The 23,316-nt window shown below is 61.5% G+C and carries 27 protein-coding genes; 18 read left to right on the top strand and 9 right to left on the bottom strand.

The window, feature by feature from the left end; genetic code table 11:
* Positions 1–84 precede the first annotated feature (84 nt).
* Both ACRC0P_RS13830 and ACRC0P_RS13825 read right to left on the bottom strand, forming a co-directional pair.
* Positions 85–1,398 (bottom strand): aminotransferase class III-fold pyridoxal phosphate-dependent enzyme, encoded by a 1,314-nt coding sequence (locus ACRC0P_RS13830; RefSeq protein WP_438631889.1) that lies wholly within the window; start codon positions 1,396–1,398, stop codon positions 85–87.
* Positions 1,399–1,512: 114 nt separating this feature from the next.
* Positions 1,513–2,958, bottom strand: a complete 1,446-nt coding sequence (locus ACRC0P_RS13825) for an NAD-dependent succinate-semialdehyde dehydrogenase (protein WP_438631888.1) — start codon at positions 2,956–2,958, stop codon at positions 1,513–1,515.
* Positions 2,959–3,232: 274 nt separating this feature from the next.
* On the opposite strand from ACRC0P_RS13825, the gene ACRC0P_RS13820 reads away from it, so the two are divergent.
* From ACRC0P_RS13820 to ACRC0P_RS13800, 5 genes are all read left to right on the top strand, one after another.
* Complete coding sequence (locus tag ACRC0P_RS13820; protein WP_438631887.1) at positions 3,233–4,153, top strand: LysR family transcriptional regulator; 921 nt, start codon at positions 3,233–3,235, stop codon at positions 4,151–4,153.
* Positions 4,154–4,335: 182 nt separating this feature from the next.
* Positions 4,336–4,653 (top strand): DUF4160 domain-containing protein, encoded by a 318-nt coding sequence (locus ACRC0P_RS13815; RefSeq protein ID WP_438631886.1) that lies wholly within the window; start codon positions 4,336–4,338, stop codon positions 4,651–4,653.
* Complete coding sequence (locus ACRC0P_RS13810) at positions 4,634–4,891, top strand: DUF2442 domain-containing protein (RefSeq protein ID WP_438631885.1); 258 nt, start codon at positions 4,634–4,636, stop codon at positions 4,889–4,891. The genes ACRC0P_RS13815 and ACRC0P_RS13810 overlap by 20 nt, the downstream gene beginning before the upstream one ends.
* 230 nt (positions 4,892–5,121) lie before the next feature.
* A complete protein-coding gene (locus tag ACRC0P_RS13805) occupies positions 5,122–5,769 on the top strand; it encodes a CDP-alcohol phosphatidyltransferase family protein (RefSeq protein WP_438631884.1) in 648 nt (215 codons plus the stop codon).
* An 87-nt stretch (positions 5,770–5,856) separates the two neighbouring features.
* Positions 5,857–6,555, top strand: a complete 699-nt coding sequence (locus tag ACRC0P_RS13800; RefSeq protein WP_438631883.1) for a glycine-rich domain-containing protein — start codon at positions 5,857–5,859, stop codon at positions 6,553–6,555.
* Positions 6,556–6,589: 34 nt separating this feature from the next.
* On the opposite strand, the gene ACRC0P_RS13795 is transcribed toward ACRC0P_RS13800, so the two are convergent.
* Positions 6,590–7,261, bottom strand: coding sequence for an RES family NAD+ phosphorylase (locus tag ACRC0P_RS13795; protein ID WP_438631882.1), 672 nt, complete (start codon positions 7,259–7,261; stop codon positions 6,590–6,592).
* Entirely contained in the window at positions 7,261–7,827 is a 567-nt protein-coding gene (locus tag ACRC0P_RS13790) for a hypothetical protein (protein ID WP_438631881.1), read from the bottom strand. Before ACRC0P_RS13790 ends, ACRC0P_RS13795 begins: the two co-directional genes overlap by 1 nt.
* Before the next feature lie 206 nt (positions 7,828–8,033).
* Here ACRC0P_RS13790 and ACRC0P_RS13785 point away from each other — a divergent pair, with 206 nt between their 5' ends.
* The 13 genes from ACRC0P_RS13785 (at position 8,034) to ACRC0P_RS13725 (ending at position 19,134) form a co-directional block, all read left to right on the top strand.
* Positions 8,034–8,903: a putative selenate ABC transporter substrate-binding protein gene (locus ACRC0P_RS13785; RefSeq protein ID WP_438631880.1), complete on the top strand. Its 870-nt coding sequence runs from the start codon at positions 8,034–8,036 to the stop codon at positions 8,901–8,903.
* Positions 8,903–9,580 carry an ATP-binding cassette domain-containing protein gene (locus ACRC0P_RS13780; protein WP_438631879.1) on the top strand — a complete coding sequence of 226 codons (678 nt, stop codon included), beginning with the start codon at positions 8,903–8,905 and terminating at the stop codon, positions 9,578–9,580. Before ACRC0P_RS13785 ends, ACRC0P_RS13780 begins: the two co-directional genes overlap by 1 nt.
* Positions 9,580–11,124 carry a PhnE/PtxC family ABC transporter permease gene (locus ACRC0P_RS13775; protein ID WP_438631877.1) on the top strand — a complete coding sequence of 515 codons (1,545 nt, stop codon included), beginning with the start codon at positions 9,580–9,582 and terminating at the stop codon, positions 11,122–11,124. Before ACRC0P_RS13780 ends, ACRC0P_RS13775 begins: the two co-directional genes overlap by 1 nt.
* Positions 11,121–11,435 (top strand): cupin domain-containing protein, encoded by a 315-nt coding sequence (locus ACRC0P_RS13770; RefSeq protein ID WP_438631875.1) that lies wholly within the window; start codon positions 11,121–11,123, stop codon positions 11,433–11,435. The genes ACRC0P_RS13775 and ACRC0P_RS13770 overlap by 4 nt, the downstream gene beginning before the upstream one ends.
* Positions 11,436–11,492: 57 nt before the next feature.
* The gene (locus ACRC0P_RS13765) at positions 11,493–11,993 is read left to right on the top strand and encodes a GNAT family N-acetyltransferase (RefSeq protein WP_438631873.1); all 501 of its coding nucleotides are present in this window, start codon (positions 11,493–11,495) and stop codon (positions 11,991–11,993) included.
* A 361-nt stretch (positions 11,994–12,354) separates the two neighbouring features.
* Positions 12,355–14,631, top strand: a complete 2,277-nt coding sequence (mbhE, locus tag ACRC0P_RS13760; protein WP_438631871.1) for a hydrogen gas-evolving membrane-bound hydrogenase subunit E — start codon at positions 12,355–12,357, stop codon at positions 14,629–14,631.
* A complete protein-coding gene (locus ACRC0P_RS13755; protein WP_438631869.1) occupies positions 14,628–15,044 on the top strand; it encodes an MnhB domain-containing protein in 417 nt (138 codons plus the stop codon). Before mbhE ends, ACRC0P_RS13755 begins: the two co-directional genes overlap by 4 nt.
* A gap of 3 nt (positions 15,045–15,047) precedes the next feature.
* A complete protein-coding gene (locus tag ACRC0P_RS13750) occupies positions 15,048–15,425 on the top strand; it encodes a Na+/H+ antiporter subunit C (protein WP_438631867.1) in 378 nt (125 codons plus the stop codon).
* Between the two features lies 1 nt (position 15,426).
* The gene (locus ACRC0P_RS13745) at positions 15,427–16,926 is read left to right on the top strand and encodes a Na+/H+ antiporter subunit D (RefSeq protein WP_438631865.1); all 1,500 of its coding nucleotides are present in this window, start codon (positions 15,427–15,429) and stop codon (positions 16,924–16,926) included.
* 24 nt (positions 16,927–16,950) lie between these two features.
* Entirely contained in the window at positions 16,951–17,424 is a 474-nt protein-coding gene (locus ACRC0P_RS13740; protein WP_438631863.1) for a Na+/H+ antiporter subunit E, read from the top strand.
* The gene (locus ACRC0P_RS13735) at positions 17,424–17,762 is read left to right on the top strand and encodes a cation:proton antiporter (protein ID WP_438631861.1); all 339 of its coding nucleotides are present in this window, start codon (positions 17,424–17,426) and stop codon (positions 17,760–17,762) included. The genes ACRC0P_RS13740 and ACRC0P_RS13735 overlap by 1 nt, the downstream gene beginning before the upstream one ends.
* Positions 17,749–18,090 carry a monovalent cation/H(+) antiporter subunit G gene (gene mnhG / locus ACRC0P_RS13730; protein ID WP_438631859.1) on the top strand — a complete coding sequence of 114 codons (342 nt, stop codon included), beginning with the start codon at positions 17,749–17,751 and terminating at the stop codon, positions 18,088–18,090. The genes ACRC0P_RS13735 and mnhG overlap by 14 nt, the downstream gene beginning before the upstream one ends.
* Before the next feature lie 447 nt (positions 18,091–18,537).
* Positions 18,538–19,134 carry a lipase family alpha/beta hydrolase gene (locus tag ACRC0P_RS13725; RefSeq protein WP_438631857.1) on the top strand — a complete coding sequence of 199 codons (597 nt, stop codon included), beginning with the start codon at positions 18,538–18,540 and terminating at the stop codon, positions 19,132–19,134.
* A 20-nt stretch (positions 19,135–19,154) separates the two neighbouring features.
* On the opposite strand, the gene ACRC0P_RS13720 is transcribed toward ACRC0P_RS13725, so the two are convergent.
* From ACRC0P_RS13720 to ACRC0P_RS13700, 5 genes are all read right to left on the bottom strand, one after another.
* On the bottom strand, positions 19,155–19,547 hold the full coding sequence (locus tag ACRC0P_RS13720; RefSeq protein ID WP_438631855.1) for an STAS/SEC14 domain-containing protein: 393 nt from the start codon (positions 19,545–19,547) through the stop codon (positions 19,155–19,157).
* Positions 19,548–20,069: 522 nt separating this feature from the next.
* A complete protein-coding gene (locus tag ACRC0P_RS13715; protein ID WP_438631853.1) occupies positions 20,070–20,468 on the bottom strand; it encodes a VOC family protein in 399 nt (132 codons plus the stop codon).
* A gap of 11 nt (positions 20,469–20,479) precedes the next feature.
* Positions 20,480–20,782, bottom strand: coding sequence for a putative signal transducing protein (locus ACRC0P_RS13710; RefSeq protein WP_183463405.1), 303 nt, complete (start codon positions 20,780–20,782; stop codon positions 20,480–20,482).
* A 242-nt stretch (positions 20,783–21,024) separates the two neighbouring features.
* Positions 21,025–22,530, bottom strand: a complete 1,506-nt coding sequence (locus tag ACRC0P_RS13705) for an aldehyde dehydrogenase (RefSeq protein WP_438631851.1) — start codon at positions 22,528–22,530, stop codon at positions 21,025–21,027.
* A 117-nt stretch (positions 22,531–22,647) separates the two neighbouring features.
* Positions 22,648–23,181, bottom strand: coding sequence for an asparaginase (locus tag ACRC0P_RS13700; RefSeq protein WP_438631849.1), 534 nt, complete (start codon positions 23,179–23,181; stop codon positions 22,648–22,650).
* Positions 23,182–23,316: the final 135 nt, after the last annotated feature.

The following is a 23,316-nucleotide window of genomic DNA, read 5'->3' as shown; positions in this document are numbered from 1 at the left end:
GCGGCCATCCGCCCATGGCCGCGATCGAATCAGTCGACTCTGCAAGACTGCAATCGCGGCCAGGGGCCGCTCCCACCAGTCTAGTCAGGCCAGCGACCCGATCACCCCGCGCAGCTTTTCCACGATCGTATCGATTTCGTGCGCTTCGATAATCAGCGGCGGCGACATACAGATGGCATCGCCGATACCGCGCGCCATCACCCCGGCCTCCCAGGCCATTGCGGAGACCTTGCCGCCCAGCTTGCCCTTGAGGTTTTCCGGCGCGTGCAGCTCCACGGCGCCCACCAGTCCGTAGTTGCGCACATCGATCACATTGTCCATGTCCGCCAGGCTGTGCAGGGCGTCTTCCCAGTGTCTGCCGATATCGCCGCCGGCGCGGGTGAGCAGGCCCTCGCGCTCGTAGATGTCCAGGGTGGCCATACCCGCGGCGCAGGCCACCGGGTGCGCGGAATAGGTGTAGCCGTGGAAGAATTCCACTGTGCCCTCGGGGGCGGCGTCCATCACCGTGTTATAGATCTCATCCTTTACGAACACCGCGCCCAGGGGCACCGCCGCGTTGGTGATGCCCTTGGCGGAGGTGATCATATCCGGGATGACGTCGAACTCGATGGACGCGAAGGCACTGCCCAAACGGCCCCAGCCGCTGATCACCTCGTCGAAAATCAGCAGCAGGTCGTGCTTGTCGCAGATTTCGCGCAACCGCTTCAGATAGCCCTTGGGCGGCAGTATCACACCGCCGGCGCCGGCGAAGGGTTCCACAATCACCGCGGCGATGCGCTCGGCGCCGTGGAAATTCACCAGGTGCTCCAGCTTGTCCGCCAGTTCCACGCCGTGTGCCGGCAGGCCCCGGCTGAAGGCGTTGCGCTCGATATCCAGGGTGTGGGGCAGATGCGCCACCTGCAGCGGCTGGCCGAAGGCCTGGAAATTCGGCGGCAGGCCACCCACGGAAATACCGCCGAAATTCACTCCGTGATAACCCTTCTCGCGGCCGATCAGCATTTTGCGCTCGCCCTTGCCCCGCGCGCGCTGGTATTGCAGGGCGATTTTCAGCGCTGTCTCCACCGCCTCGGAACCGGAGTTGCCGAAGAAGACTCTATTCAGGCCGTCCGGGGTGTGCTTGATCAGACGTTCGGCGTACTGGAAACCCAGTTCGTGGCCGAAATTGAAAATGGAGCTGTAGTCCAGGGTCTGCGCCTGACGGTGAATCGCATCGGCAATCTCCGCGCGGCAGTGGCCGGCGTTGCTGCACCAGAGGCCGGCAGTGGCGTCGATAATCTGCCGGCCGGTGTCCGTGGTCAGGTAGATCCCCTCAGCCCGCTCGACGATGCGCGGCGCGGCCTTGTAGGTGCGGTTAGGGGTAAAGGGCATCCAGAAGGCGTCGGTGTTCAGCTCGGACATGGTTTTGCTCCGCGGAATTGAAGAGGTTGTAGAACGCTGTAGGAGCGGGCCATGCCCGCGATCAGCCGCCGATCGCGGGCATGGACGGATGGCCGCCCCCCGCTCCTACAAAAATCAAACGCCAAAACAGCAGTATTTGGTTTCATAAAACTCCGCCATCCCCTCGGCGCCGCCCTCGCGGCCGATGCCGGATTCCTTGCAACCGCCGAAGGGCGCCACGGTAGTGGAAAACACACCGGCGTTGCAGGCCACCATACCGTAATCCAGCGCTTCCACCACGCGGTTGGCGCGGCGGATATTCTCGCTCATCACATAGGCGGCGAGGCCGTAGGGGGTGTCGTTGGCACGGCGGATCACCTCCGCCTCGTCGCTGAATTTCTGCACCGGCGCCAGCGGCCCGAAAATCTCCTCCTGTGCGATTCGCATTTCGTCGCGCACACCGGTAATCAGTGTAGGCGCAAAGTAGTTTTCGCCGTGTGACAGGAAGTCGCCGCCCAACTCCACCCTCGCGCCCGCCGCGATCGCGTCCTGTACCAGGCCGTCGACCCGCTCCGCCGCGCGGCGGTGGATCAGCGGGCCGACGGTGACACCCTCGTCGCAGCCGTGGCCGACTTTCAATTCAGTGATTGCCGCACGCAGCTTCTCCACGAATGCGTCGTGCACTGCCTCGTGCACATAGATGCGGTTGGTGGACACGCAGGTCTGGCCGGCATTGCGCATTTTAGTCGCCACGCAGGCGCTTACCGCGGTGTCCAGGTCCGCGTCGTCGAACACGATAAAGGGCGCGTTGCCGCCCAGTTCCATGGACATCTTCTTCACGGTGCTCGCGCACTGGGCCATGAGCAGCTTGCCCACCGCGGTGGAACCGGTAAAGGTGAACTTGGCCACCCGCGCATCCTGGGTCAAGACCTTGCCGATCGCCGGGGCGTCGGAACCCACCACCATATTGAGGGTACCGGCGGGCAGACCCGCCTGTTCCGCCAGCGCGCACAGAGCCAGCGCGGACAGCGGCGTCTCCACCGCCGGCTTGATCACCACGGTACAGCCGGCGGCCAGCGCCGGTGCCGCCTTGCGGGTGATCATCGCATTGGGGAAGTTCCAAGGGGTGATGCAGGTGACCACGCCCACCGGCTGGCGGATGGTGGACAGGCGCATGGCCGGATTGTGGGTGGGAATGGTCTGACCGTAGGCGCGGCGGCACTCCTCCGCGTACCACTCGATATAGGAAGCGCCATAGGCGACCTCGCCCTTCGCCTCCGCCAGCGGCTTGCCCTGCTCCAGGGTGAGGATGCGGGCCAGGTCGTCGGCGTTCTCCATAATCAGCTGATGCCAGCGCTTCAGCACCGCGGCGCGCTCGGCGGCGGTTTTGCTTTTCCAGGCCGGGAAGGCGGCGCTGGCCGCGGCCACCGCCGCCTTTGCATCCGCGGCGCTGCCATCCGCCACCTGGGCCAGCAGCTCGCCATTGGCCGGATCGCGTACCTCGATGGCGGACGTCCCATCGCGCCACTCGCCGCCGATATAGTTCTGAAGCTTCAACAAGTCCCGATTGGCCAGTTGCACCGCAAATCTCCTTGCTATTATTGGTCTGAACAGCTGTTAAGGCGATTCTGGCCCGAGCAGGCGGCGGCGAATAGTAGTATCTCTCCAACTAAAATTTACCCTTATCAAACTTTCCCCTAAGCTTGGGCGAATCCCTTTGTAGGAGCGGCGGGGCGGCCATCCGCCCATGGCCGCGATCCCGGGACCGCGGAGCTCCAGCTCCGCCAGCGGGCCACAGCCCCGCCTTTACGGCCACCGGCCACCGGCCAACCCAAATCAACGGGCTCCGAACCCCATGAGCAAACCCAAAACCGCCCTAACCGGCCGCCTGACCGACATGGACCTCCGCCTCCTGCGCGTCTTCCGCGAAGTGGTCCGCGCCGGCGGCCTGGCCCCGGCGGAAGTGGCCCTGAATATCAGCCGCTCCACCATCAGCGTGCACCTCTCCGACCTGGAGGCCCGCCTGGGCATGCAACTGTGCCTCCGTTCCCGCGGCCGCGCCGACTTCAAGCTTACTCAAGAAGGAGAGGCACTCTTCCAGGCCATCAACGAACTGGACGGCCACCTGGATAACTTCAAGAGCCAGGTCAACGCCATCCAGTCCCAGCTCACCGGCAGCCTGCGCGTCGTACTGCCGGACGACGTACTGGAAATCCCCCAACTGGACCTACCCGCCACCATCGCCTGCATCCGCGACCAGGCACCGCAACTGCAACTGGACCTCCAGCTCGCCGCCCCCCAGGAACTGGAACTGGAAATCCTCGCCGGCCGCGCCGACGTAGGCATCAACCCCCTCCACTCCCACCGCCCCGGCCTCGACTACCAGCCCCTGTTCCACCACCAGTCCCTGCTCTATTGTGGCGGCCAGCACCCACTGGCAGAGTCGAAGGACGTAAGTGAGGAATCGCTAACTCAGCAGGAACTCGCTGCCCCCAGCCACGCGGTATTCTCCGGAGCAGCACACCTGTACCGATTGTTCCCCCACAAATCCACCGCCAACCATATGGCCGCGCGGCTGGCGATGATATTGTCGGGGCGGTTTGTCGGGTTTCTGCCGGAGTATCTGGCGGAGCGGTATGTGCAGACAGGCGAGTTGGTGGCGCTGCACCCGGAGCGGTTTCGGTATCGGATTCAGAATGCGGCGACGTTTAAGCGGAGTGCGGCGGAGCATCCGGCGGTGCAGTTGTTTCTTGAAGCGTTGGTGATTAGGGAGTAGAAACATCGACATCAGCCGATAAGACGCCTTACCGTAGAACGGACAGAGACAAAGCCGTATGATAAGAAACCGGGCTAGGGGCAGAGATAGCAAGTTACAACTCCCTACTCCTGCATAGCCCCTGTTTAAGCTTGCCGCCAAACTCATCAGTTTGTAATGGAGCCCTACATAAGGAGAGTGATATGCCAAAGCTATACCAATACTTGGGAATAACCCTGTTCTTTTACAGCAACGAACACGAGCCCATTCATGTTCACGCAAAGTACGAAGGGAAGGAGAGCAAGGCGGAGATCCACTTCTTTCACGGAAAAATCAACAAGATCGTAATAAAGGATAGAGGCACAGGCCTTGACACCAAGAAACGCAAAGAATTTGAAGAATTCGTTCATGTCTACGCCGAAGAAATTGTAGAAAAGTGGGTCTCCTACTTCATCAAGAAGCAGCCCATAGCTCCCAAGGTAATCACCCAGCGAGTCAAAAATGTCAGAAATTTCCGTTAAATCTGCTAAGCATCTGAAGTCTCATATTTTAGAAATTGAGTTTTCTGACGGCCATAAACAAATGGTGGACTTTGCTCCATTTATATTCTCATCAGGACACCCGGATTATGAAAAATATAAAGAAGAATCGAATTTCTTAGGTTATGAAATCATAGATGGAAATTTAAATTGGGACGACTATACAATGATTTTTCCAGTTGAAGACTTGTATTTTAATAAAATACTCAGAAACATATAAATGCATTATTTCAGATATAATGCCAAAAACCGATCCGGCCCTATTCATTTAAAAACAAGTCAGAAGAGAGCTTTTCAAGTGTCAATACTCAAACAAGAGCCAAAGGGGTCAAAGAGCCAAAGGGGTCAAAAGAGCCAAAGGGGTCAAAAGAGCCAAAGGGGTCAAGTCTTGACATTAGAAATTAAAAAAATATACATGGCTCTTTAAGCGGAAGGCCAAAGAAATCTGTAATGCCAAGACTTGCCCCTACGCCGCCTCATCACACATCCGCCCCCGCTCCTGGTTACCAGCAGTTTACTCCTTGGCTACTGGTCGCCGCCCGATTTACACTGGGCCCGCTGTCCATTCTTATGGTAAATCTCGACCTACCGCGCTGGATATGGATCACCCAATTTCTACTGGCAATCCTCTCCGATATTTACGATGGCAAGCTGGCCCGCCGGTGGGGTACGGCTTCTGCAGGCTTGCGCAGAGCAGACAGTATTACGGACATCTTCTATGCATTTTCCTGCCTCACCTGTTTCTGGATGGCGGAGCCTGATACCATTTCCAACCATGCCGCCGGCATCGCAGTTGTTGTCGCTCTGCAGCTAGCCAGAATGGGGATAGACTGGCTGCGATTCGGCAAACTCGCCAGCTATCACGCGTTCAGTATGAAGGTTTTCGGCCTGACTCTGATTCCCGTTGGAATTCTCTTGATGGGCTTTTCAGAGGTTTACTGGATAATGTGGTTGTCCCTGGCCATGGGAGCGGCAGCTCAGGCCGAAGCGATGGCCATGTCTCTGATACTTCCCCGCTGGACTCACGATGTAAAACATATCGGTATAGCTCTATCCATCCGTAAACAATACTTCGCTACACCACAAAATCAGCTTTAACCCCCAAAAGCCAAAACTCGCCTGAAGCAGGCCACTTGTGCGAAAATCATCACCCAGATAAAAGCCTATCAACCTGGATGTTCAATTATGGATAGAAAAACAAAAATTCTGAATTTTGAGTTTTCAACCAGTGCCGAACGGCAGCTTTTTTTCAAAAAAATGTCGGACTTGTACGGCTGGTCAGAAACCTTTTGCGAAAGGGCCCTGATCGAATATAAGCGCTTTATCTGTCTGGCTGCCACTTCCGGTGAACGGGTGGTGCCCTCCAGAATCGTCGATAACGTCTGGCATATGCATCTCACCTTCACCAAATCCTACTGGCACGACTTGTGCCGGGACAGGGTCGGGATGGATATTCACCACAATCCATCCCAGGCAGATGCTGAATCCAAGGCCCGAGATCTCAACGGCTACCTGAACACCCTGAATCTCTACCGCACCACCTTCGGCGCGGAGCCCGCCCATGACTTCTGGCCTGAGCCGGGCGCGTACGCGCAGAAAACCAGAAACAGAAAACTCTGGCTCCCGGTGATCGGCGCCACCACGCTGCTCGCGGCCTGTTCGACCCTCTCCGATTTCGACGGGCCGGCGATCTTCTCGTTCTTCGTCGCCCTAATCGTTCTGTTTGTGTTCATCAGCGGCATGCGCTCCAGTACAGGCAAGCGGAAGGGAAGAGCCAAAAAGCGGCGGGGCGGTTCCGGCGCCGCGAGCGGAGGCGGATACGGGGACTACAGTGATTGCAGCAGTTGTAGCAGCTGTAGCAGTTGCGGAGGCGGTGGGGACTGACGAAAGCGGGCGCGGCTGCCGCGATGAGACCGACTCAAACACCGGGGCCGGAGAGCCCATAGCCGATATCGGATGCGATATTGACCAACGCATCTTCCAGGGCCGGGTCCGCCAGCATTCGGTGGAAGCTCGGTTTGGCGGGCGCGCAGTTCTCGGCGCGTTCGAAAAACGCCACTGCGGGACTGTTGGCGTACATGCTCGATGGATAGAGGATACCGTCGAGCCGGGAATAGGCCTGGTAGAACTGCTGCGCCCAGCGCCGCGCCCTCGCCCGCGGGCCGCTGTTGATTGCCATGGAACAGCCCGCACGGGTAGGCCAGGAGCCAGTGAGGTCCAGCAGTTCCAGCTCTCGCGTTAGAGCGAATGCGGAAAGGCAGGGGCGCTTATTGGTTCTGTCTATAAAGCGGGTATTCTGGAATATCTCGGCGAGGCAGGTGGGAACAGCGCCGGCACCGATTGCGCCGTAGAGAATCTTGCGGTTCTGCGCTTGAGGAAGCCCTTTCACATCAGGGAGCTGGTGGTCGAAGCGGCTGCTCGTCGGCCCCCTCTCTGTCAGGATAAATGTGCGCCACTGACGCCAGCTACAGGGGTGCTCCCCACCGAGAAAATGCACCCGCCACACGAGCTCACCCGCCGGCAGGTGCCGAAGCGCCGGAGAAATCGCCTCCAGGCGGTCGGCGCCGGGGGGCTCGGGAAATTTCGGCATCAGGCATCCTCGGCCAGCTTCAACACCGGCTCCAGGCTGCCGCCGCTAATCAGCCAGTCCCGCACGGACATGGGATTGCCATCCGCGTCCTGCAAGTCCGCGTTGGGCATACCGAAAAAGCGAAATACCCGCAACGGGTGCGCCTCCGCGCCCAGGGTGCGCAGTATCGGTGCCAGATGCGGCAGTGACTGGCCACCCTCGAACTGAAAGCGCGGCAGAAGCCTCTCTCCCAAGTGCTGGATCGCAAACAGGCTGCCCTCAAGCAACCGCTGCCGCACCCGGCTCTGGGAAACGCCGAGGTAATCCGCCGCCTGTTGCTGGCTCAGGGCGTCCGCGCAAATGACACCGTATTCGGCGCTCATGCGCAAAACCAGCCGTCGCCTGGCCGCGGGATCTGCCACCACCCTGGCGCCGTGGCGGCTCAGCAGCTCTACCTCATCAGCGGACAACTCCGCCAACTGGGCAGACTGGTCCCAGTGCTGGGCGTGGATGAACTCAGCGGCGCACTCCAGCAGATCTTCCGGGTTTATCCCCGCATCTCGCAGGGGAGCTGTGCTTGAAGCCATGCCTAACAACCTCTCTCCGGGATAGGGCTTGTTAGATATTAGGGTGCTGTGGCAGCATCGTCAATCTGAATCGCCGCGGATGGCATACCGACCATTTTCGGGATGAAGAAGGGCCTGCCCCAAGGCAGTCCTATATGTTTGTAAAATACGGGCACTTGCGCTAAAAAGTCCCGCTCACTCTCCATCCCACCATAAGGCCCCTACCGATGCGCTATTTAACCGCATTACTGGCCCTGTTGGTGTCCATAAGCGGCTATGCCGCGGATACCCAGCGCCCGCAATTTACCCTTACCGCCATCCCCGACCAGAACGAAGCCGAGCTGGTGCGGCGCTTCGGACAGGTTGCCGACTACCTGTCCGAGCAGCTGGAAGTGAACGTTGAGTACATTCCGGTCAAGAGCTACCCGGCGGCTATCACTGCGTTCAGGAACAATCAGGTTCAGCTGGCCTGGTTTGGCGGGCTGTCCGGAGTTCAGGCGCGCAGGGCCGTTCCGGATTCCGAGGCCATTGCCCAGGGTTATGAGGACCAGTTCTTCAAGAGCTATTTTATCGCCCACAAGAGCACCGGTATCGAGGCCAGTGACGGGTTGCCGCAGGCCATTGCCGGCAGGACCTTTACCTCTGGTTCCAAGGGCTCCACGTCCGGGCGGCTGATGCCGGAGTTCTATATCCGGGAGGCCTTTGGCGAGGCGCCAGAAGAGGTGTTCTCCCGTGTGGGCTTCAGTGGCGATCACAGTCGCACTATTGCCCTGGTGCAGTCGGGGGCCTTTGAAGTAGGTGCGGTGAATTACGCCGTCTGGGAGAAGGCCGTAGCCAATGGCGATGTGGACGCGGATCAGGTATCGGTTATCTGGACCACGCCGGAATACGCCGATTACCAGTGGACGGTGCGCGGTGATATCGACGAGCAGTTCGGGGCTGGCTTCAAAGAAAAGTTGACCCGGGCACTGCTGGCCATTGACGACAAGGCGATTCTGGATAGCTTCCCCAGATCCAGATTCGTTTCGGCGGACAACGATGTCTATCGGGCCATCGAGCAAACCGCCCAGGCGATCGGCCTGCTCGATAATTTTTGATGGGCGCTCTGCTCGAGCTGAAAGACTGCCGGCTGACTTATCCGAGTAACGCCAGAAACGAAGCGGATAAACTGGCCCTGGCCATAGATCACCTGATCATCCGGGAAGGGGATCGTATCGCGCTGCTTGGAAAAAGCGGGGCCGGGAAGAGCACTTTGCTGCGTCATATCCGCCGGCAGCTGGCCGATCGGGCCAGCTGGTGCCCCCAAGACGCGTCCCTGGTGCCACAGCTCAAGGTCTTCCACAATATCTATTCCGGCGCGCTAGATCGCCATTCGGGTTTTGTGAACCTGACAAACCTGCTGCTGCCCTCCTCCCATTTCAATGCTGAGATCACCGCTCTGGCGGAACCGCTCGGCATTTCCGAATTGCTCTGGACCAAGGCCGATGAACTCTCCGGCGGCCAGCAGCAGCGGGTCGCCATCGCCCGCACTCTCTATCAACAAAAGCCCATCCTGCTGGCCGACGAGCCGGTATCGGCGCTGGACAAGCTACAGGGCAGGGAAATCCTCGAGCTTCTGGTGAGCCGCCACGACACGTCGGTAATCGCCATGCATAACGCGCAGCTGGCTTTGACGGTGTGCAACCGGGTGATCGGGCTGAAGGATCAGAAGCTATTTCTCGACTGCCCTGTCGATCAGCTCAGTGCCGACTCCATCGGGCAGCTGTACCGGTGATGCACTTCCTCAAGCGCTTTCTCCAGAACTTTCTCCAGCAAAGGCGCAGCCTGAGAAGACTCACCTTTTATTTTGCTGCGATCGCTCTCGTCTGCCTGGCATTTGCGGATATCGACATCAGTACCCGGAGCCCGGGCCACGAGTTGTGGCTGATGGCGAAGGGGCTGGTAACACCGCGGATTGAAGATTCGCATCAGTGGCTGGATGCCGTCATCTACACCCTGACCTTCTCGCTGCAGGGCGTGATTCTGGCCGCCGGCCTCGGTTTTGTTTTTTCCATTTTCTACCATCTGGCCTGGGTGCGGGTGCTCGCCGCCTGCCTGCGCTCGGTGCACGAGGTTTTCTGGGCGCTGATCTTTATACAGATCTTTGGCATTTCCACCCTTGCGGGCGTGCTCGCTATTCTGCTGCCCTTTGGCGGGACTATCGCGAAGGTCTATGGCGAGCAGCTGGAGGAGAGTGACCCGTCTCCCGCCAGGGCGGTGCGGCCGGGCGGGGGCACGAGTATCAGCCACTTCTTCTACACCAGGCTGCCCCTGGCGTTCCACGCCATGCGCAATTACACCGCCTATCGCATGGAATGCGCCATCCGCTCGTCCGTGGTGCTGGGTTTTATCGGCCTGCCCACTCTGGGATTCCACCTGGAAACCGCGTTGCGCACCGGCGACTACTCCTCGGCAAGCGCCCTGTTGCTGACCCTGCTGGCACTGGTCTACTCATTGAGATTCTGGTTCAAGGCCAAATGGCTCTGGATTCTGGTGCCGGCAGCCTTTATCGCCAGGCCGCTATCCGCGCAGTGGAGCGCCGCCAACCTGGGCCAGTTTCTATGGGACTGTGTGCCGGCACCGATCCGGCAGGACTGGCCCCTGGAGAAAACTCTGCGCTGGCTGCTGTGGCTCGGCGAACAGATCGCCTCCGGCGTCTGGAATACCGCCCTGCTGGCGCAGATCGTGCTGGTGCTGACCGGTGTTTTCGCCCTGCTGGGGTCCACCCTGAACTCGTCGCATTTTGTCTCCGGTGTGGCGAGAAGAGCCGGCGACGGATTCCTGCTGATCCTGAGATCCCTGCCCGAATACCTGTTGAACTTTATCGGCCTGATCGTGCTGGGGCCTTCAATGCTGCCGGCGATTATCGCGATGACGCTGCACAACGGCGCCATTATCGGACACCTGCTGGGCGGGCACAGCGACGAAATCGAGCCGGCCGTTATCCCGTCCGGCCCGCTCAGCCGTTTCGCCTACTATTATGTTCCGACCCTGTACCAGCGCTTCCTGGCCTATTGTTTTTACCGCTGGGAGATTATTATCCGGGAGACCGCCATGCTTGGAATACTGGGGATTCCGACACTTGGTTTTTATATCGACTCGGCATTTGAGTTTCTGCGTTTTGATGTCGCTTTGATATTGATTGCCGTCAGCGCCGGGATGACGCTTTCGGCGGACACCATCTCGAGAAGACTCAGGCACCAGTTCCTGAAAACCGGGCCGCGGCCGGTATATGGATCACAGATACAAATGTCGCCATTAACTTTTAAGAACCCATGAAAAATCTATTTTCATCACTGCCGAAAGACCTCAGCGCGGAAGTTTTCGAGGATATCGTCAGCAGTGAAAGCGTAAGAATCGAGCGTATCGTCTCGAAGGGGCACACTTCCCCCGAAAGCGGCTGGTACGACCAGGAAGAGAGCGAGTGGGTTATAGTCCTGCAGGGCGCGGCGAGGCTGTCGTTTGACGATGGGCGTGAAGAGAGCCTCGGCGTCGGCGACTTTATCAATATTCCCGCCCACAGCAGACACAGGGTCAGCTGGACGGACCCGACCTGTCCCACCATTTGGCTGGCCGTTTTCTATATATAATTCTGAAAAAAAAATTCCCAGGCCAACTCTTTCAACAGCCCATTGAGTAGAAGCAACTTGAGTCAGGACGAGCCGATCACCGTCTACTATCTGCAAATGACCTCTCCGGACCAGCTTCGCGGTAAACCCCGCCCCGAGGGGCTGAAGGTGGTCGAGGCGGAGCTGAAGGAATACCGCTTCAACCGCTATCTCTACCAACTGGTGGGCGAGGCCTGGCAGTGGACCGATAAGCTGGCGCTGCCCAACGAAGAATGGCTGCGCTATTCGGAGCGCGACCAGCTGCGCACCTGGGTGGCCTACCACCGAGGGTCCATTGCCGGCTACTACGAGCTGGAACAGCAGGAAGGCGGCACTGTACAGATCGCCTATTTTGGGCTGGCGCCCGGATTTATCGGCATGGGGTTCGGCGGCTACCTGCTGACTCACGCGCTGGACTCGGCCTGGAGCTGGGGGGATACTAGGAAGGTCTGGGTGCACACCTGCACCATGGACCACCCGGGAGCGCTGAATAACTACCGCGCCCGCGGTATGGAAATTTATCGCACCGAAAAGGAATAAGGGCTGCTCTGCACGGCTAACCAGATGGACGGGACCGGAAAACTCCAACCATCTGACTAGCTATGAGCATCTTGGATATTTTCAGGCGCGCCAAACCGCAATCGGACAATGCTGCTGACGATAATCGCGATGACGCTGCACAAGTGGCACTGATTCTGACTCTGTCTGCGGATCATCTATCGCGAAGCCTCCGGCACCGTTTCCTGCAATAGCCCCGCACCTCGCTCCGCAACGCCGGCCTGGCGTAGCGCTCCTCTACCGTTCCTTTTCCCAGCGCACCGCGCGCAGTAAACGCCCCCCGGTCTACAATTGCCGGAGGCAATCGGACGGTTTCCGCGAACCGCACCGGGGATGGATACCAATGGACAACAATTCGCACACCGGGGTTGCCCGCCGGGAGCGGAGCAGGCGCGATACCACCCTGACACTGCTGGTACTCGCCGTTCCGACAGGCGTGACCTTGTGGCTGCTATTGCTGCTGCCGGACGTGCGTGACGGCGCGGCCCTGCAGTTCGGCCTGCCCTGGGTGCCGAGCCTCGGCGTTTCGCTATCGTTTCTGGTTGACGGCCTGAGCCTGCTGTTTGCGCTGCTGATCAGCGGTATCGGTATCTTCGTCGTAATCTACGCCAGCATCTATCTGCGCGGCCACGCGCTGTTGTCGCGTTTCTATTTCTACCTGCTGCTGTTCATGGTCGGCATGCTCGGGCTGGTGTTGGCGGCCGACCTGATCGCGCTGTTCGTGTTCTGGGAAGTGACCACCGTTGCCAGCTACCTGCTGATCGGGTTCGACCACGCCAGCGTCGTGGCGCGGCGCGCGGCGCTGCAGGCGCTGCTGGTCACCGCTCTCGGCGGTCTGTGCCTGCTCGCCGGCCTGATCCTGCTGGGCAATGCGGCGGGCTCCTACGGGCTCGGCAGCGTGCTGCAGGCGGGCGAGCAGATCCGCTCCGGCGTCCTGTACACACCGATGCTGTTGTTGATCCTCGTCGGCGCACTGACCAAGTCCGCGCAGATCCCCTTCCACTTCTGGCTCCCCAGCGCGATGGCGGCACCGACGCCGGTGAGTGCCTACCTGCACTCGGCGACGATGGTGAAGGCGGGTATCTACCTGATCGCGCGCCTGCACCCGGCCCTGGCGGGTACCGCCCTGTGGGAGTGGACCCTGACGCTGGTGGGCGCGACCACCGCCGTGGTCGGGGCGATCCTGGCGCTGCGCCAGACGGATATCAAACTGGCGCTCGCCTATACCACCGTGGTGGCCCTCGGCACCCTGACCATGTTCCTCGGCTCCGACGCAACAGTAGCGATCGCCGCGGCCATCACTTTTGTGCTGGTGCACGCCTTTTACAAGGCGGCACTGTTCATGGTGGTGGGAATCATCAATCACGCCACCGGCACCCGGGAACTGGCACAGCTCGGCGGGCTCTGGCGCTCGCTGCCGATTTCGTTTGTCGCGGCGCTGGCGGCAGCCGCATCTATGGCCGGTTTTCCGCCGTTTCTCGGCTTTATCGGCAAGGAACTGAAATATGAGGGTGCACTGGCCATGGCCTCGGAGCCCCTGCTGGCCGCCGGTGCGGTAGTGTTTGCCAACGCGATGATGCTGACCGTGGCGGCCACTGTGGTGCTAAAACCTTTCCTCGGCCGCCCGCCCCGCGAGACCGGCGGGCACGAGGCTGTCCCCGGCCTGTGGATCGGGCCGCTGTTGCTGGCCGGGCTGGGCCTGGCATTCGGCCTGAATACCAGCCTGATTGCGGACAGCCTGGTGCAACCCGCGGTGACCGCAATTCTCGGCCGCCCGGAAGTCGTAGAGCTGAAACTCTGGCACGGGATGAATCTGGCCCTGCTGCTGAGTATCACGACCCTCGGCCTCGGCATCGCAGTCTTCCTGGCCCAGCGCCAGCTGCGCGCGCTGATGACGAGGCTGGCGGCGTGGTTGCCACTAAGTGCCGACCGCACCTGGGACAGCGCAATCGAATACCTCAAGGCAATCGCCGCGGCGCAGACCCGGCTGCTGCAGCACGGCATCCTGAGCCAATATCTGATGGTGGTGTTCGCTACGCTGGCGCTGCTGCTGGTGTTCGCGCTGTCGCGCGGCGACACCGCGCCCACACCCGACTGGCCACAGCTCACGATCAAGGCGTGGGCGGCGATGGCGCTCGCGCTGGCCGGCGCGCTGCTCGCGGCTGCGGCGCGGCGGCCACTCGCGGCCATCTGCGGGCTCGGCGCCCTCGGCGTGGGGCTCGCGCTGATCTATCTGTTTTTCGGCGCACCGGATGTGGCGATCACCCAGTTGCTGGTGGAGACACTGTTCCTGGTCATGATCGCCATGACCCTGCACCGCCTGCCGCTGATCCCGCCGCCGCGCCGTTCCACACTGCGCATCGGCGACGCGCTGCTCGCCGCGGCCTTCGGCTGCGCGGTGACGGCAACCCTGCTGTTTGTACTGCAGCAGCCGTTTGATCCCGGCACGCAGGCGTACTTCGAGCAGGCGGCGGTACCGGAGGCCCACGGACGCAATATCGTCAACGTAATTCTGGTGGATTTCCGCGCGCTGGATACCTTCGGCGAAATACTGGTGGTCTTTGCCGCGACGGTGGCCGCGGTCGCGCTGCTGCGCGGGCGAAAGGGAGAAGACGGATGAACTCGCCGATTCTGCAGAGTGCCACGCGGATTCTCACCCCCCTGATCCTGCTGTTTTCGATCTACATGCTGCTGCGCGGACACAACGAGCCCGGCGGCGGCTTTATCGCCGGGCTGATCGCCGCGGCGGCGCTCATCTTGTTTGCAATGGCCTGGGGCGCCGACGCGGCGCAGGCTTCGCTGCGGATCGCGCCGGCAGGGCTCGCCGCTGTCGGAGCGCTGCTCGCCGGGGCCTCCGGGGTCGCGGGAGCAGTGCTCGGCCGGGCGCCGTTTTCGGGCCTGTGGCTTTTTGTCAGCGGCGGCGACGGTGACAAGGGGCTGCCGCTGAGCACTGTGCTGCTGTTTGATATCGGCGTCTACCTGACGGTACTCGGGTCGGTACTGGTGCTCTTTTTTGCGCTGGAGGACGATTGATTTATGGAGACCGCCCTGGCTTTCCTGATCGGCGCTATGACGGCGACCGGCGTCTACCTGATGCTCGCGCCCAACCTGCTGCGCTATCTGTTCGGGCTGATTCTGTTCAGCAACGCCGCCAACCTGGCGATCTTCGCCGCCGGCCGGCTCACGCGGGCGGCGCCGCCGCTGATCGAGGCGGGGCGCGACGCGCCCGCGTCGGCGGTGGCCAATGCCCTGCCACAGGCGATGATTCTCACCGCCATCGTCATCGGTTTCGGGCTGCTGGCTTTTGCGCTGGCGCTGATCGTCGACAGCTACCGCAGCCTCGGCACCCTGAACGCCGATACCATCCGCCTCGCCGAACCGGTGCCGAAACACGGCGCGGACGGGAGCCGCTGACTTGAGCTGGTTACTGGCCCTGCCGTTCCTGCTGCCAATCGCCGCCGCGCTGGCGACCTTCCTGACGCGCCGGCGCGATGGGCTGACGCGCAAAATCAGTGTCGGCAGTTGCGCGCTGCTGCTGCTCGTCACGCTGGCGATTTTCCTCACCGTTGTGCGGCGGGGACCGGTGGCGGCACAGATGGGCGGCTGGCCGGCGCCGCACGGGATCACTCTGGCTGCCGATCACCTGAGTGCGGTGATGCTGTTGATTGCCGGCGTCGTCGGTAGCGCGGTGGCGGTTTTCGCGCTGGCGGATATCGACTGCGCGCGCGCCCGGCTCGGCTTTCACAGCTATTACCAGTTGCTGCTGGCCGGTGTCTGCGGCAGCTTCGCAACCGGTGACCTGTTCAACCTCTACGTCTGGTTCGAGGTGATGCTGATCGCATCCTTCGCACTGATGGTGCTCGGTGGCGAGCCGCTGCAACTGGACGCGGGAATCAAGTACCTGGCACTGAACCTGGTATCGACCCTGTTGATGCTGACCGCAATCGGACTGGTGTACGGCCTTACCGGAACCCTGAACATGGCGCGGCTGCACCTGGCGGTGGCCGCGATCGACAACCCAGCGGCGATCGAGGCGCTGGGCGTCCTGTTGCTCGGCGCCTTCGGCATCAAGGCAGCGCTGTTTCCGCTGTTTTTCTGGCTGCCGGCCTCCTATCACGCGCCGCCGGTGGCGGTCACCGCGGTCTTTGCCGGGCTGCTGACCAAGGTCGGGGTCTATGCGCTCATCCGCACCTTCACGCTGATTTTCCCCGCCGGCGACGGACTGGTGCACCAGTTGCTGCTGCCGGCCGCCCTGCTGACCATGCTGACCGGCGTCCTCGGCGCCGCGGCGCACTACGAGTTTCGCAAGATTCTCGCGTTTCACATCATCAGCCAGATCGGTTTCCTGGTGCTGGGGCTGGCACTGTACAGCCCGCTCGCGCTGGCCGGGGCGATTTTCTACATGGTCCACAACATCGTGGCCAAGACCAACCTGCTGCTGATCAGCGGCACGGCGCAGCGGCTGGCAGGCAGTTTCGAGCTGCGACGAATCGGCGGTCTCTATCGCCGCAGCCCGCTGCTCGCCGCGGTGTTTTTCATCGCCGCTTTCGGTCTCGCCGGCTTTCCACCGCTGTCCGGTTTCTGGGCCAAATTTCTGTTGGTGAAGGCCAGCCTGGACGAAGCCGCCTACTGGGTCGCCGCCGTGGCGTTGCTGACCGGTGCCCTGACCCTGTACTCGATGAGCAAGATCTGGGCCGAAGCCTTCTGGAAGGATCATCCCGGCGGCGAGAAGAGTGCGGCGCAGCCGCTCGCCGGCGCCGAGCGGCTGCAGCGGATGGTCCCGTCGCTGGCGCTGGCGCTGGTGACCCTGGCACTGGGGCTGTTTCCGGAACCGCTGATCGGGTTTTCCCTGCGCGCCGCCGCTGGCCTGCTGGACCCCACCACCTATATCGACGCGGTGCTCACCGGGTCCTGATGGCCCCTGCAAGAGGAACTGACATTGAAACTGTTTCTATTAAACATTCTGCTCGCGATCAGCTGGTTGGCACTGACCGGCAGCGCGGCCCTGCTCAATTTTCTCGCCGGGTTCGCGATCGGCTATGTGGCGCTGGCGGCAACGCGCGGCCGGTTGCGCGGCGACAGCTACTTCCGGCGGCTGCCGCATGCACTCGGGCTGCTGCTGTTTTTTCTGGGCGAAGTCGTGGTTTCCGGGCTGCGCGCTACACGCGAGGTACTCTCCCCGGTGCGCCGCAGCCGCCCGAAAATCATCCGCGTACCCTTGGCGATCCGCGATCCATACCAGATACTGACTCTGGTCCAGCTGATCTCGCTGACGCCGGGCACGCTGGTGCTGGATATATCCCCGCAACAGGACGCGCTATATATCCACACGATGTTTGTCGACGACGCGGACGCCTTTCGCCGCGAAGTGCGCGATGGTTTCGAGCGCAGGATAAAGGAGGTTCTATCCTGATGCTGGAGGCGATCAGCACGGGCGATTCGTCGCTGTTGCAATTAGCAATCACCCTGGCCTCCTGGCTGCTGCTGCTGGCCCTGGCGCTGTGCTTTTTCCGGATTGCCCGGGGCCCGACACTAGCGGACCGGGTAGTGGCCCTGGACGTACTGAATGTTCTCGCGGTGGCCTATTGCGCGTTGCTGGCAGTGGCGACGGGGCGCGCGGTGTACCTGGACGCGGCGATCGCGCTGGCACTGGTGGCATTCCTGGTCTCGGTGGCGTTTGCGCGCTTTATCGAGCGCGGCGGCGCGCGGGCGGAACACGATGACGGAGCAAAAGAGCATGGGGATCGCTGAAACCCTGGCGGCGGTACTGATTCTCAGCGGCAGTTTTTTCGGTTTTACCGCGGCGCTCGGACTCGTGCGCATGCCGGACATCTATACGCGTATGAGCACCTCCGGCAAGGCCGCCACCCTGTGCTGCGGGCTGCTGCTCACGGCCGTCGCGCTGCTGCTCCACGACGCGCGGGTGACGGCGCGCGCGGTGGCCGCAATCCTGTTCCTGTTCCTGACCGTGCCGGTGGGCATCCATATGATCGCGCGCGCCGCCTTCCGCAGCCACACGCCGATGTCCCCGGACACCGAAGTGGAGCCCGGATCAGCCCGGGACCGGCGGGACACCTGAGACCCGACGATCAATTCGCAAATTGATCGCTATCGGTGACCGCGCAATCAGAAAAAGTCAGGATGAATTCTGAGTTATCGGAACCCACTCGATGCTATTTCATCTGACATAAGAGTCTGTTTGCGATCTATGGTGCTGCACGTCCAGCGCGGGGTCGGGAGGGGGGCCTCTTTCCGGGACACGGGCTGGGCGCCCCCCTTAAATACGTCTCTGTACGCTCGTAATCGGCATCCCTGCCTCATACGGTCCCGAAAAGAGGCCCCCCTCCCGACCTGGAGAGCTCTTCGCGAGATTCTAAACAGGCTCTAAGGCAGGGAGCAGAAATTACAGGCTTATTTGGAGGCCAGAAAACCCGACGCTATAAAGCCCGGGAGTCTTTGGGACGGCGAGAATCGATCCCCATCAAAGAGTCCGGTGCGTGGCATGAAGACTTCCGCAGTATGACCGATGACCAATAAGTCCAGAACAGCAATCCTGATTCCCGGTATTTTTGACCGCGGAAAATCCATGCTCAGGATGAGGCAGGTCCTGGAATTGGAGGGATTCTCGGCCCATTGCATCAGTCTGCAATACAACTCCGGTTGGCACGGCATGGAGCACCTTTCCCGGCAGCTCAAAGATCAAGTGGACGCACTCGCGGAGGGGGACAGCAGCTGCTCGCTGGTGGGTTTCAGCATGGGCGGCATAGTGGCGAGACACTATCTGCAAATGCTGGAGGGAATCGAGCGGGTGCACAAGTTCATATCCATATCGAGCCCTCATTACGGCAGTTACTGGGCCAATTTCCTGCCCTACAAGGGCGGCCGGCAGTTGCGTATCGGCAGTGATTTCCTGAATACGCTCAACGAGGATGTGCAGAGCCTCGCGGACATATCGCCGGTATCCATCTGGACTCCGTACGACATAACGATAGTGCCACACACCAGCTCCCGGCTGCCGATCGGCAGGGCCTACGAATTTCCGGTCAAGCTGCACCGCTGGATGCCGCTCGACCAGGCGGTAATTTCCGCGGTAGCGGCGGAGCTCGCCGAGGCGCTGACGTAGCGATTCGGGCTGGCGCTATTCTATGCCGCCTTTTTCATGTTCAGCCAGGCCATGGCAGACTCTTCGTTCTCAAAGTAGCGCGCCTCGCCCCCGATCATCAGGCTGCCCGCCCTGGTCATCAGTTCCAGCCAGCGCTTGCTGCCCACCACCGCCACGCGGTTGAAACGGCGGCTGTGCTTGAGGCCCAGCTTGAGGTCGTCCCAGGCGGCGCGGGGCTCCCAGCCCTCCATTTCAACGGCATCCATAAAGACATTGATTTTGGGGTTCTCCTCCCCGGCGATGGCGGACTCCAGCATGGGCACTATGGCCTCGTAGTCGTCGTGGGTCAGCTTGCCGCGAACGTGCAGGGAAAGCAGGAATTCACCGTTGCAGCGCTCCAGGCCTACGGAAACACCGTGATGCTCGGCACTCATAAGTACACCCCGATGGTGGCTATGTTTCCGGGTTATAGTGTGCCCGCGGGGTTTTGCCAATCCGGCCGCCAGTGCCTGCAGAGGCGAACCAGCAGGCGTGCGCTCAGGGGGAAAGGATATCCACGATCTCGTGGGTGGCGTGAACCAGGCGCACTAGTGTGGTGTAAGGTACTAAGTTAAGCGGAATCTCCCTGTAGGAGCCTGCTTGCAGGCGAATTGAGGGCGCGGCAAGGCACCGGGAATGTTCGCCTGCAAGCAGGCTCCTACAGCGTAATCCCCAGGGACAGGAGCAACTCCGAGCTTAACTTAGTGCCATTCAGTACCTTACACCACACTAGCTCGCTTTCGATTCTGATGGTCACAAAGCCGAACTCGTCCACCGGCCTGACGATAACTCCATCCCGGTAGTATTCGACACCGGTATCCAGTCCTGCGGCCTCAGGGTTCCGGCCTGCGCCGGAACGACGACAGCGCACCTTAGCGGCAAATCCTGTGCCCTCCGCGCTGAATACCGGCTGAATATTACGAGCAGATCTCGTCGTAACCGCGCCCGCGGAACTCCAGCAGGCAGAAGCCGTGGCCGAAGGGGTCGGAGAGGCACGCGATGGCGCCCCAGCTATCAACCCGGATATCCCCCTCCAGTTTCGCACCGGCGGCGACCGCGCGTTCCACCGCGGCCTCTACGTCGTCCACGACCATGTCCAGGTGCACCGGCGTCCAGTGGCGCCGGTAGTCCCGCTGGCGATCTCCGGCGGTTGTGGAACCGGCCTCTTTGGCCAGCAGGTAGAGAGGAGCATTGCCGCCCAGCATCTCCATTCCGGCATCGCCGAAACTCCGCCCCGGGCGCAGGCCAAACGCATCCCGGTAAAAGGCGACGGCGCGCTCCAGGTTGTCGACGTCGATATTGATCAGGAATTGCATATGGTCAAACCTCAGGCGGGCCGCGACTGCTGGCAGTTCCAGCAGTAATCGAAGGCCGCGCCGTTTTCCTCGCCGCAGTCGCGGCAGCGCCAGGACCGCTGCTCCACCTCGGCGTCCGCCAGCAGTTGCCGCGCGCGCTCGTAGTCCCGCTCCCGTTCGAGCCAGAGTTCCGGCCAGGTCTGGTGCGGCGCCAGATCCCCGGAACCGCCCTGGGCGAATTCGTTTTTCAGGAATACCGGGATGCCAGCGACTTCGAGCCTGCTTTTTGCCAGCTCTACCAGCAGGCGGTTTTCGTGGGTGTAGATCAGTTTCATTGGACTGAACAAAAGATCCGCAATTAGCGAATCGCAGAGTACCAGCCTCGCTTGGCAAGTTAAATCGGCAGGGTTAAGGAAGCGGCGGGTTTGCGGAATATACTCGCGAAGATCAGTCGGTGGCCGTCAGCTCGCTGTCACTATCGCCACAGCGCCACTTTCCGGCTGCGATTCGCAATGGACCTCTATGGCAGGCGATAACGGCAGGGCCGCAGTTGCGGCCCGGATAAGGAAGTTGGCGCTCAGCTCAAATCGATCCAGGTGGATTTGAGCTCGCAGTATTTGTCCAGCGCATGGAGCGACTTGTCGCGACCGTTGCCGGACTGCTTGAAGCCGCCGAAGGGCACGGTGATGTCGCCGCCGAAGTAGTTGTTGATCCACACGGAGCCGGCGCGCAGGTCGCGGGCCAGGCGGTGGGCGCGGCCGATATCCCGGGTCCAGACGGCTGCGGCGAGGCCGTAGATGGAATCGTTGGCAATACGCAGGGCTTCGGCTTCGCTGTCGAATTCGATCACCGACAGCACCGGGCCGAAGATTTCCTCGCGGGCGATGGTCATATCGCCGGTGACGCCGCGGAAAACCGTGGCCTCGTAGTAGTGGCCGCCGGCCACCGCCTCCGCCGGCGCACCGCCGCACACCAGTTGCGCGCCCTGTTCCAGGCCCTTGGCCACATAGGATTCCACCGTGTCGAACTGGCTGCGATCGATCAGTGCGCCCATTACCGTATCGGGGTCCTGCGGGTGGCCCGGTTTGAAGCGCTCGCTGGCTTTGCGCACCTTTTCGATAAATTCGTCGGCGATGGATTTTTCCACCAGCAGGCGCGAGCCGGCGGTGCAGGTCTCGCCCTGGTTGTAGAAGATCGCCAGTGCGGCGGCGTCGGCGGCCTTGTCCAGGTCCGCGTCGGCGAAAACGATATTGGGGCTCTTGCCGCCCAACTCGAGGAAAGTGCGCTTGAGGTTGGACTGGCCGGAGTATTCGGTCAGGGTCTTGCCCACCTCGGTGGAGCCGGTAAAGGTGAGGCAGTCGATATCCATGCGCAGGCCCAGAGCCTTGCCCAGGCTGCTGCCGGGGCCGGGCAACACGTTGAGCACGCCGTCCGGCAATCCGGCCTCTTTCGCCAGTCCGGCGAGGCGGATGGCGGTGAGCGGGGTGTTGGAGGCGGGTTTGAGGATCACGCTGTTGCCGGTGGCCAGCGCCGGGCCCAGCTTCCAGGCGGTGGTGGAGAGCGGGAAGTTCCAGGGCACGATAGCGGCCACCACCCCCAGGGGCATGCGGGTGACCAGGCCCAGTTCGTCGGGGCCGGTGGGGGCCACTTCATCGTAGATCTTGTCGATGGCCTCGCCGCTCCAGCGGATGGTGGTGACCGCGCCGGGGACGTCCACGTTCATGGTGTCGCCGATGGGCTTGCCCGCATCCAGGCTCTCCAGCAGGGCGATTTCCTCGCGGTTCCGCTCGATCAGTTCGGCGAAACGCACCAGGATCTTCTTGCGCTGCATCGGCGGCATTTTGGACCAGACGCCGGATTCAAAGGTCTCGCGGGCCACCTTCACTGCCCGCTCGGCGTCTTCGGGGCCGCAGCTGGCTACCTGGGCCAGTTCCTTTCCGTCCGCCGGATTGACCGTGGGGCGGGTGGCGCCGGAAAGGGCGTCCACATAGTCGCCGTTGATAAACGCGCGGCCCTCGATGGCCAGGCCGGCGGCCATGGCCTGCCACTCTTGCAAGGTCTGCGGGGTCTGCTGTTCCGACATGGCTCACCTCCCTTAATTGAACATCCAAAAATGTGATCACAAATCAAAGGATACCAGAACTCCCCGGGCCGGTGCCACGTCGGGCCCGGGCGAACACAAGGTCCGCCCGCCAACCGGCTATTCGCCGGCAACCGCCTCGAAGGTGCCCGTCTCGCGGTTCTTGCGCACTCCCGGTACTTCGAACACCCGGTTGTGGAATGCGATATAGAAACCCGGCGGCAAAAGGCGTGCGGCCAGCAGGGCCTCGGTGACATTCTGGCGCGCATCCGAATCGATAAAGCCCATGGGCTTCATGGCGCCGGTGAACACCACCGCCACCGGCGGTTTGCCCAGCGCCCGGTGGCAGTATTCGGCGGTGTTGGACATGGTGTCGGTGCCGTGCAGCACCACGATGGGTTCCCCCTGGCCGGCGGTGCGGGCGATGGCGTCGGCAATCAGCTGGCGGTCGCCGTCGTCCATTTCCAGCGAATCCTTGTTCAGCACGCTCTCCAGCTCCAGATGAGTGTAGGGCAGCCGCAGACTGGCGATCAGACCGTCGCGGATAATGGAGGCGCGATTCTTCAGTGTGCCGTCGGCCTCGGAGTAACTCTTCTCGATAGTGCCGCCGGTGGTGAGTATGCGGATGGTGCTGGTGGGGTTGAGGTCGGTCATCGCGTCTCCAGGTCAATGCCAATGCCGGCGGCATCATAGTGGCGCCAGCAGGTCTCCACAAGGCAAGGGCCTCTGCACCCTGTAGGAGCGGGCCACGCCCGCGATCGGCGGCGGGGATTCAATAAGCGCCGATCG

The organism is Microbulbifer sp., assembly GCF_051659245.1.
Classification (GTDB): domain Bacteria; phylum Pseudomonadota; class Gammaproteobacteria; order Pseudomonadales; family Cellvibrionaceae; genus Microbulbifer.
This window is presented reverse-complemented; position numbering and strand designations above follow the sequence as displayed.